This window comes from Chloroflexota bacterium, from assembly GCA_034717495.1.
Classification (GTDB): Bacteria; Chloroflexota; Anaerolineae; order JAAEKA01; family JAAEKA01; genus JAYELL01.
Genome location: JAYELL010000080.1, coordinates 1 through 10545 on the forward strand (window position 1 = coordinate 1; position 10545 = coordinate 10545).

The window sequence follows — 10545 nt, forward strand, 5'->3', positions numbered from 1 at the left end:
AAGCGGTGCGGGAGCTAGGCGTACCGTGAGGTAAGGACACGGAGAGGGGGGGACGCGGGGACACGGGGAGGGGGATGGGGGACGCGGGGAGGGTTTGGACCACGAAGGCGCGAAGGGAGCGAAGGACACGGAGAGGGGGGGACGCGGGGAGGGGGGAGAGGGGATGCGGGGAGTTGCCTTGCCATAACGGCTTCGCCGCGTACTGTTGCTGATCCAGTTGGCCTGTCCAGCGGTCTTTTTATGTGTTATAATTGTGTCGATCAAACGAAACTTAGCACGCTTGTTGCGATACATCCGCCGTCGCCCAAGGGGTGATGTGTCAACTCCGTCGCACTAATTCGCCGTACCACACAAATCCCCGGTAGGCGGCTGCAAATCCCAACCGTCTGACTTTTTTCCTGAGAAGGGTATCGAGCACAAGCAGCGCAATCAGTAAAGTAGTGCCATGCGTGAACTTTGATGAGGCGTAGGCGGCATCTGCCCTCTGCAGGATGCTGCGAGAAGGATGCCGCACTGCGCCGGTCAAATTGCGAGACACGCCGCGCTGAACCATGGAGACCGGGTGATGCTAAAACGAGTCTTTCTCGTGGAAGATGAAATCGTGACCCGAGAGGGCATTCGGGACAACGTCGATTGGGCTTCGACCGGATTCGAATTTTGCGGCGAGGCGCCCGATGGTGAAATGGCTCTTCCTCTCATCGAGGCAACGCAACCGGACGTCATCATCACTGATATCAGAATGCCCTTTATGGATGGCCTGCAACTCTGCAAAATGGTCCGCCGGCGCATGCCGGAGGCCAAGATCATCATCCTAAGCGGGCATGATGAATTTGAATACGCGCAGGAAGCGGTCAAACTGGGGGTCGCCGAGTACTTGCTAAAACCTGTTGGGGTACAGGTCTTGCAGGATACCTTGAAGAAGGTCGCACTCAAGATCGAGAAGGAGCGGCGGGAAAAGCAGAGTCTTCGGCAGCTGCAGGAGCAAGTCGAGGAAAACCGGACGATCCTCCGGGAGAGGTTTTTGTTGCGGCTGGCAATGGGCGCGGTTTCGCCCTCTGAGGCGTTGGAAAAGAGCCAGGACCTGGATCTTGAGCTCGTTGCCAGGTGCTATCTGGTGGTCATCTTCAGGATCGATCTGGGTCACGAGCAGGTTGATTTCTTCGAATACCGGCAGGTCAGGCGGGATATTGCCGCGCTGGTGGAGAGTAACCCTGACGTTTTTCTGTTCAAAAAGGATCTGGAAGAGCTCGTGCTGATTGTCAAAGGGGACAAGCCGGAATATCTCGAGCAACAGGGCTACCTGCTTACCGAACTGATAAGGGATGAGTTAAACACCGGGACTGCGAACTGCCTGGAGATGGGGATTGGGAACACCCAGACGCGCATTGGCGACATCCACGTATCATTTTCGCAGGCATTGGCACAGTTAGAAAGCGGGAGTTCACGGACAGATCACCCTGATTCCGCCGCCGCAAAAGCAGAGTTGCTTAAGCTGGACAAAACCGCTGTGGCCGATTTTCTGAGATGTGGTGTCATCGAGGAGTTTGACGCCTTTTTTGAGGCCTATTCTCACCCGCTCAGCGAGCTTGCCTTCAAATCCTCCACGGTCAAGAGCTACGTTCTGGTAGACCTGGTGCTGACGACCGCCAGGTTTATCAGGGAACTGGGTGGCAGCGTCGACCAGGTTGTGCCCGAGATCAACCGGATCGAATCACTCTTGCAGAATACCAATAGCATTGAGACATTCAAGAATCAGTCGCGGCGTATTCTGGCCAGCGCACTGGCGTTTCGTGATGGTCGAGCGAACAGTCAATATCTCGAGATTATCCATCAAGCCAGAGCCTTCATCGACGATAACCACGGGAAACCGAACCTGTCGTTGAATGAGGTTGCCGCCCAGGTGAATCTCAGCCCCAACCATTTCAGTACGGTGTTTAGCCGCGAGACCGGGGAGACGTTCAAAGAGTATCTAACGGCGCTGAAAATGCGAAAAGCCAAGGAGTTGCTGCGGACCACCTCTCTGAGGTCGTCCGAGATCTGTTTTCTGGTTGGTTACAACGACCCCCATTATTTCAGTCACGTTTTCAAGAAGCGGACCGGTTTATCGCCCACGGAGTTTCGGATGTTGATACAGGCGGAAATGTCGGAGCTCAGATGATCCCGGAAGAACTCTCAACCAATCAGCCCCAAATACCAGCGCGCGCTGCCAGGGCAGTGCGGAGCTATCCTGCAGCGCAAGGCACGGGAAGCCTGTTGTCAAGACTGGCGAGTCGTTTCCCCGGCAGGTTAACTGGCGCGCCTCTTTCAATCAGGAGCAAGATACTGGTTTCCTTCATCATCATCATCTTGCTCATGGTGCTGGTGAACACGGTCTTGCTTGTGCGTGTATGGCAGTACACCCATCAGTACGACCGGATCATCACCAACATCATCACTGCCAACAACATCAATGGCTATATCAAACCTGCCATTGACACCGAAATGTGGAACATTGTAGCGGGGAAAACCACATTTGAAGAGGGTTCTCAATACCAGATCATCGATGAGGTAAACCACAGGGTTGGGGAGATGATAGCCAACTCCGACTCGGATAAGGCTCGCATCAAACTTGAAGTGATTCTGCGCACGATGGATACGCTCACCCACTATGTGGATATGATGGGCACTCAGATCGCGCAGGGCAGCACTGTGGCCGAGAATGAGAATGTACTGGAGAACGTCCGGGGCGTCTCCGACGTAGTAGAAGAGAGCGTGCAGGAGTACATGTTGTTTGAGGTGAACCGGGCCGAACAGAACTACAACCAAACTCAGCAACGGTTTATCCAATGGGCTCTCGTCTTTCTGGTCTTAACCCTTTGTGTGACCGTGTTTTCATTCGTGGCGGCATGGCTCATCTCCCGCAACATCTACGCGCCCATCAAAAAACTGCATGATGTAACCACAACCATCGCCCAAAATGATCTTCAGGTCCTGATGGCCGGCGACAATGCCGATGAAATCACCGAGCTGGGGATGAGCTTTAACATCATGATCGGCAGGATCCGAGAATTGCTCGACGCCAAGGTGAAGGAACAGGAGAACCTGAAGAAGTCGGAGCTCCGCGCCTTGCAGGCCCAGATCAATCCTCATTTTCTTTACAACACTCTGGACACCATTATCTGGATGGCTGAAGCCCGAAAGACGGAGGAAGTGGTTGAGATTGTCGGTGCCCTATCCAGTTTTTTCAGGATATCCTTGAGCAAAGGTGAGGATTGGATTCCCCTGCGGGATGAGATACAGCACGTCCAGAGCTATCTGATAATCCAAAAGATGCGCTATCGGGATATCCTGGATTATTCCATCGAGGTCGATCCAGGTATTCTGGATTGCACCGTGTTAAAACTGATGCTGCAACCATTGGTGGAGAACGCACTGTATCACGGAATCAAAAACCGGCGAGCCGGCGGGCGGATCGTGGTTCGGGGTCGAAGACTTGACGGGGACCAGATTCGGCTGGAGGTAGCCGATGATGGGGCAGGATTTACGAGCTACAAGCTGACCAGGGTGCTTGAAGAGATCGAGGGTGACGGGGAAACAGATGGGCAGCGCGAGAGCGGTTTCGGGTTGGGCAATGTCAACAGGCGGGTCAAGCTATATTACGGCCGGCAATATGGAGTTTCGATAGATAGCGAATATGGTGTGGGCACACGGGCTGCGATTCTGATTCCGGCCAGAACGGCTGCAGCGGAAAATAATTAACCGAAAACCAAAGAAAATTAACTCATTCCTGGCCATTCAGGCAATTCCCCGCATAATTCGATTATTTCCCCCAAATTTCCCATGGAAGTATGCCCGGGAACCTATATAATGCAGGTGGAGATGTTGGGATTTCCTCGAGTGAGATGCCGTTCGGTCTCCGACTCCAAGTCCAACCATTTTTCCATTTTTCCTCGGAAAGGAGCGAGTGACAATGAAGTTCTCAAAAGTCCTGGGTCTGACCCTGGTCCTGGTAGCGATGTTGATCGTTGCGGGGTGTGTTGCCCCTGTGGCACCAGTCTCTGCACCGGCGCCGGCCGAAGATGCGGCCGCTCCGGCTGAATCCGCCGAAAAGACCTATGAAGACCTGATCGTAGGCTTTTCCCAGATCGGCGCTGAAAGTGAATGGCGCACCGCCGAGACCGGCTCCATTAAATCCACCGCCGAAGAGTTGGGTGTAGAGCTGAAATTCTCCGATGCACAGCAGAAGCAGGAGAATCAGATCAAGGCCATTCGCTCGTTTATCGCCCAGGGGGTTGATGTAATTGGTGTGGCCCCGGTTGTGGCCTCTGGCTGGGAAACTGTGTTCCAGGAAGCCAAGGACGCCGGCATTCCGGTGGTTCTGGTGGACCGCGAAGCTGACGTGGCCGACGATCTCTACGCCACCTTTATCGGTTCCGACTTCGTCTGGGAGGGCGAACGGGCCTGCGATATCATGGCCAACTTCCTGGAGGAAAAGGGCAACGTCGTGGAATTGCAGGGCACGGTGGGTGCTTCCGCCGCGACGGATCGTATGACGGGCTTCGCAGCATGCCTGGAAGAGAAATACCCGGAGATGGCGATCATTGCCACCCAGTCGGGTGACTTTACCCGATCCAAGGGCAAGGAGGTCATGGAGGCGTTCCTCAAGACCCATGGTGAAGACATCCAGGGCGTGTATGCGCACAACGATGATATGGCCATAGGCGCGATTCAGGCTATCGAAGAATATGGCCTGAAACCGGGCGAGGACGTCATTCTGGTCTCTATCGATGGTGTGAAGGGAGCCTTTGAGGCGATGGCTGATGGCAAGCTGAACGCCAGTTGCGAGTGCAATCCTCTGCTTGGTCCGCAGTTCTTCGATGCCGCATTGACCCTGGCCAACGGGGGGGAAGTTGCCAAGTGGATCGTCTCGGATGAGTCCGATTACACCATGGATATGGTGACGGACGAGGTACTCGAAAGTCGAAAGTACTAAGTTTTCACCCTGGCCCAGTCCAATCATGTGAGAATGCAACGGATCAAGGGCAGATCGAAGAAGCGGCGCCCGGCGCCGCTTCTTCGGATAGCTCAGCAAGTCCTGGGGGCGGCGGGGGCAGCCCCCCGTCGGTTCCTCTACTACAACAGGTGGGGGTAGCGCATCTCTTCTTGCGCTGCCCCTTCTTCGTAAAGATGGGTACGCATCGAGGCAATGCATCGTATGGCAGAAGCGAACCAACTTCTCACGATGGCAGGTATCAATAAGGCTTTTCCTGGTGTTCAAGCCTTGTCGAAGGTAGATTATACGCTGAGACGGGGTGAAGTACACGCCATCATGGGAGAAAATGGCGCTGGGAAATCAACCCTCATCAAGGTGTTGACCGGCGTCGAGCACCACGATTCCGGGACCATAATACTCGACGGTGAGGAACTCCAGGTCAGGTCTCCGCTCCATGCTCAGGAATTGGGTATAAGCACTGTCTACCAGGAAGTCAACCTTTGTAACAATCTGACCATCGCCGAAAACATCTTTATCGGCCGCGCACCGACTAAACGGGGACGAATCGACTGGCGATCGATGAATCGCCAGGCCGAGGAGATTCTGGCGCGTATGAATATCGATGTGGATGTGACCGAAACGCTGGGTATGTATCCCGTGGCCCTTCAGCAGATGGTAGCCATCGCCCGAGCCCTCGAGATCTCTGCCAAGATCCTGATTCTGGATGAGCCAACATCCAGCCTCGATACCCGTGAAACTGAAAAACTGTTCGAGGTGATGCGCACACTACGAAGGGACCAGATGGGTATCATTTTCATCACCCATTTCATCGATCAGGTTTACGCCGTATCTGATCGGATTACGGTCCTGAGAAATGGCAAGCTGGTTGGCACTTTCGACGCGGCGGCGCTGCCCCGCTTTGAACTGGTGTCAAAGATGATCGGCAGAAACCTGGATGACCTGGACGATGTATCGAAATTGAAGGGGGAAAGCGCAGAACACATCGAAGGCGAAGCGCTGCTAAAAGCCGAGGGGTTTGGACGGATCGGATCGGTAAAACCGATGGATCTGGACCTGCATGCTGGCGAGGTGCTGGGATTCGCCGGCTTGTTGGGGTCGGGGCGGACAGAAACTGCCAATCTATTGTTCGGGATCGAAAAACCTGATAGTGGATCGCTGAAACTTGATGGCGAGGAAATAAAAACCCACTCTCCCCTGAGTTCGATCAAACAGGGCATTGCCTTTTGTCCTGAAGACAGGCAGGCTGATGGTATCGTCGACGAACTGACTGTACGTGAGAACATTGTCCTGGCGATTCAGTCCAGTAGAGGCTGGTTCAGCTACTTAACCCCAAAACGGCAATATTTGATTGCCGATCGGTACATCAAGCTATTGAACATCAGCACACCGAATGCCGATCAACTGGTGAAAAACCTTAGCGGTGGAAACCAGCAGAAGGTCATTTTGGCTCGCTGGCTGGCTACCGATCCCCGAATTCTCATTCTGGATGAGCCCACGCGCGGCATTGATGTAGGCACCAAAGCGGAAATCCAGAAACTGGTACTTGAGTTGGCCGATGAAGGCAAGGCGTGCGTTTTTATCTCATCGGAACTGGAGGAAGTGACCCGCACCAGCCATCGGGTTGCCATCATGCGTGATCGGGAGAAGGTAGCCGAACTGACGGGCGACGAGATAGATGAACGGACGATCATGGAGATTATCGCTGGGAGTTAGTGGCAAATGGTTGACTCGACCTCAATGTGGACGCGAATTCGCTCTCACCATCTGTTTTGGCCCCTGATGGCATTAGCACTCATCATGCTATTCAATCTGATTTTCACCCCGGGCTTTTTCAAGCTGGAGATCAAGGATGGCCACCTCTTTGGCAGCCTGATCGATATATTAAACCGGGGCGCACCGCTCATGCTGCTGGCGATCGGCATGACGATGGTCATCGCCACGGCGGGTGTCGATCTTTCGGTCGGTGCGGTGATCGCCATCTGTGCTGCCGTCGCTGCCAGGCTTATCGGCAATGAAACCGGTATCACGGCCACACCGCTTATCCTGGTAATATTGATTTCTTTAGGGGTCGCCATCCTGTGTGGGATATGGAATGGGCTGTTGGTTTCCCGAGGAAACATCCAGCCCATGGTAGCTACGTTGGTGCTGATGGTGGCTGGCCGAGGCATTGCGCAACTCATCACCGATGGGCAGATCCTTACCATTTACTACGAGCCCTATTACTTTATCGGGGGCGGTTACCTCTTTGGCCTGCCCTTTTCGCTTTACATTGTGGCAGGCGTATTTCTCTTCGCCTGGCTGCTGAGCAAACGAACGGCCATCGGGCTATTTGTGGAATCGGTGGGCACCAACGACAGCTCGAGTTTCTACAGTGGGATCAGTGAAAAGAACATCAAGTTATTTGTCTATGTTTTCTGCGCGTTGTGTGCCGGCATCGCAGGGCTTGTGATCAGCTCAAATATCAAGAGCGCCGATGCCAACAACGCCGGCTTATTGGCAGAACTAGACGCCATCCTGGCTGTGGTGATTGGTGGCACGTTGATGTCGGGGGGCAGGTTTTATCTGGGCGGCAGCGTGATAGGCGCCATCATTGTTCAGAGTATGACCACTACCATTTATGCTCTGGGAGTCCCCGCAGAAGTCGCGTACGTCGTCAAAGCATTGGTTGTGCTTGTGGTGGTATTGCTCTATTCGGAGATGGTCAAGGTTGCGATGGATCGAATCTTCACACGAAAAGAAACGCAAACATGATCGAGAAGCTTCAGGTCAACCGTAAGTTTTTGCCCCTCATTATTGCGATGTCGCTTTTTGTGCTGGTCTACGCCTTTGGCATGATCCAGTACAAGGGATTCTCCTCACCACAGGTATTCCTGAATATTCTGATCGACAATGCCTTCCTGTTCATTACCTGTATCGGCATGACGTTTGTCATCCTGTCGGAAGGTATCGATCTCTCGGTAGGGGCGGTGATCGCATTGACGACCGTGGTTTCGGCCTATATGGTAGAAAAGATGGCCATTCACCCATTCATCGCTATCCCCTCTGTTCTTTTGATGGGCACGTTGATGGGGCTGGTCATGGGCAGCATCATCTATTTCTTCAAGGTGCAGCCCTTCATTGTCACGCTGGCAGGGCTCTTTTTCGCCAGAGGAATGTGTTTCGTGATCAGTACCGAAGCTATCACGATCAGCCATCCGTTCTATCGGGCGGTGTCGTTGTACAGGATTTACCTGCCCGGTGGTTATTTTATCTCCGTCAGCGTGGTGATCTTTCTTGTGGTACTTGTTGTTGCCCTGTATCTGGCCCACCTGAGCAATTTCGGGCGCGCGGTTTACGCCATTGGCGGTAACGAACACTCTGCAAGACTGATGGGGTTGCCGGTTGGGCGCACCAAGATACTTGTTTACACGCAGAATGGATTTCTTTCGGCGTTGGCCGGGGTCGTTTTCAGCCTGTACACGCTTTCTGGCTACGGGTGGTACGTCAATGGCCTTGAGTTGGACGCTATTGCTGGTGTGGTTATCGGCGGTACCCTGTTGACGGGGGGAGTCGGGTACGTGATCGGTTCCGTGTTTGGTGTGCTCATTATGGGATTGATCCAGACCATCGTGATATTCCAGGGGACATTAAACTCCTGGTGGACGCGCATTGTGGTGGGGCTGCTGACGTTGTTCTTTATCCTGATCCAGGGTGCTCTGGTGTCGGGCAAACGGAAACGCCTTAGCGTCGCCAGGATTGAAGAGTCGTGGGAGGAGCAGGAGGACGAGCTGGGGGCCGACCCGACAAAAAACCTGGTGGCTGACAGTTGAGCGATCAAGGGTTACACATGTCGAGGTTAACAACTGTAGTTGAACTGTCCCGTATTGAAATTGGTTGGTTGCGCACCTGCGGCCCTTGCATCCCGCCGCCAACAAAGGATCAACCTTGAACCCATCCAGCCCCGAGATTGCCAAAGTCATCGTCATTGGCGGAGGATTCGCCGGCCTCAACGTGGTGAAGGGGTTGAAAAAGGCGCCGGTGGATATCACGCTGGTGGACCGGCGCAACCACCACGTCTTCCAGCCGCTGCTCTACCAGGTGGCCACGGCCGAACTGGAGCCGGCCAGCATTGGCGCACCGATCCGCAGTATACTAAGCGAGCAGCAAAACGCCACGGTGGGGCTGGCCGAGGTGCAGGGTGTCGATCTGGCCCGTAAGGTGATCCTGCTGCCGCGCGGCGAAATTGCCTACGATTATCTGGTGATCGCCACCGGTGTGCAGCAGTCTTATTTCGGCCACGACGAATACCGGCCGCTGGCGCCCGGCCTGAAGACCATGGACGACGCCCTGGAGATCCGCCGGCGTTTGCTGCTGGCCTTCGAGGCTGCCGAGTGGGAGGGGGATGCAGCGGCGCGACGGGCCAAGCTGACCTTTGTGATCGTGGGCGGTGGCCCGACGGGTGTCGAACTGTCGGGGGCCATCATGGATGTGGCTACCCGCTCGTTGCCCAAGGAATTCCGCCACATCGACACCACAACCGCCCGCGTGATCCTGGTGCAGGGCGCCGAGCGGTTATTGCCGGCTATGCCGGAGGACCTGAGCGCAAAGGTGTGGCGCGATCTGGAAGCCGCGGGCGTCGAGGTTCGCCTGCACAGCTATGTCACTGAGGTGACCGAAGATGGTGTCAGGGTGGGTGACGAGCACATCGCAGCCAGCAACGTCTTCTGGGCTGCGGGGGTGCGTGGACAACTGCTGGCCGAGACCCTGGGCGTGGAGCTGGACCGCGCCGGCCGCGTTGTGGTTGGTCCCGATCTGTCTATTGTCGGGTACCCCGAGGTGTTCGTCATAGGCGATGCGGCCCATGCCATCGATGCCAAAACTGGCGAACCGGTGCCCGGGGTGGCCCAGGGCGCCATCCAGACCGGCAAGTTTGTGGCCGAAATCATTGGCCGGGACTTAAGGGGTGTTGCGCCGGCGGAGCGGCCTGCATTCTCCTACTTCGACAAGGGGTCGATGGCCATGGTTGGCCGGGGCAAGGCGGTGGCATCGGTGGGCAGGCTGCATCTGAGTGGCTTTCTGGGCTGGATGAGTTGGATCTTTCTGCACGTCATGTTCCTGGTTGGCTTCCGGCGCAAGTTCGTCACCATGACGGAATGGGTACGTAGTTATCTTTTCGGTCAACGCTACGCCCGTCTGATCATGGGCGATCAACAGCTTGACGTGAAGGATGTGGTCAAGGGGACGCTGACCGAGGATTGATGGTCGATTGGGAGACGCGGGGAGGGTTTGGGCCATGAAGGCGCGAAGGGTGCGGAGGACACGGGGAGGGGAGGACGCGAAGGACACGGGGAGGGAGGGACACGGGGACGCGGGGAGGGTTTGGACCACGAAGGCGCGAAGGGTGCGGAGGACACGAAGCGCGAAGGGAGCGAAGGACGCGAAGGACACGGGGAGGGGCGTCGGTTCTCGTTAGACCGGCCTTTTGGGATCGGTCCATGAAGCCATCCGACCATGCGTTACAACCTGCAACCGCTCAGCTGAGCGGTTTTTTCCGGGGGTTGAAGGCGGGTATG

The 10545-nt window shown here is 55.3% G+C and carries 7 protein-coding genes; all 7 read left to right on the forward strand.

The window, feature by feature from the left end:
• Positions 1-565: 565 nt before the first annotated feature.
• The 7 genes from U9R25_14965 to U9R25_14995 all read left to right on the forward strand — a co-directional run bounded on the left by U9R25_14965 (position 566) and on the right by U9R25_14995 (position 10231).
• Positions 566-2158 (forward strand): response regulator, encoded by a 1593-nt coding sequence (locus tag U9R25_14965; GenBank protein MEA3337205.1) that lies wholly within the window; start codon positions 566-568, stop codon positions 2156-2158.
• Positions 2155-3738, forward strand: coding sequence for a sensor histidine kinase (locus U9R25_14970; GenBank protein MEA3337206.1), 1584 nt, complete (start codon positions 2155-2157; stop codon positions 3736-3738). The genes U9R25_14965 and U9R25_14970 overlap by 4 nt, the downstream gene beginning before the upstream one ends.
• Before the next feature lie 211 nt (positions 3739-3949).
• On the forward strand, positions 3950-4972 hold the full coding sequence (locus U9R25_14975) for an ABC transporter substrate-binding protein (protein ID MEA3337207.1): 1023 nt from the start codon (positions 3950-3952) through the stop codon (positions 4970-4972).
• Positions 4973-5194: 222 nt separating this feature from the next.
• A complete protein-coding gene (locus U9R25_14980; protein ID MEA3337208.1) occupies positions 5195-6706 on the forward strand; it encodes a sugar ABC transporter ATP-binding protein in 1512 nt (503 codons plus the stop codon).
• 6 nt (positions 6707-6712) lie between these two features.
• Positions 6713-7744 (forward strand): ABC transporter permease, encoded by a 1032-nt coding sequence (locus U9R25_14985; protein MEA3337209.1) that lies wholly within the window; start codon positions 6713-6715, stop codon positions 7742-7744.
• Positions 7744-8802, forward strand: a complete 1059-nt coding sequence (yjfF, locus tag U9R25_14990; protein ID MEA3337210.1) for a galactofuranose ABC transporter, permease protein YjfF — start codon at positions 7744-7746, stop codon at positions 8800-8802. The genes U9R25_14985 and yjfF overlap by 1 nt, the downstream gene beginning before the upstream one ends.
• 115 nt (positions 8803-8917) lie before the next feature.
• Positions 8918-10231, forward strand: a complete 1314-nt coding sequence (locus tag U9R25_14995) for an NAD(P)/FAD-dependent oxidoreductase (GenBank protein MEA3337211.1) — start codon at positions 8918-8920, stop codon at positions 10229-10231.
• The last annotated feature ends 314 nt before the right edge of the window (positions 10232-10545 follow it).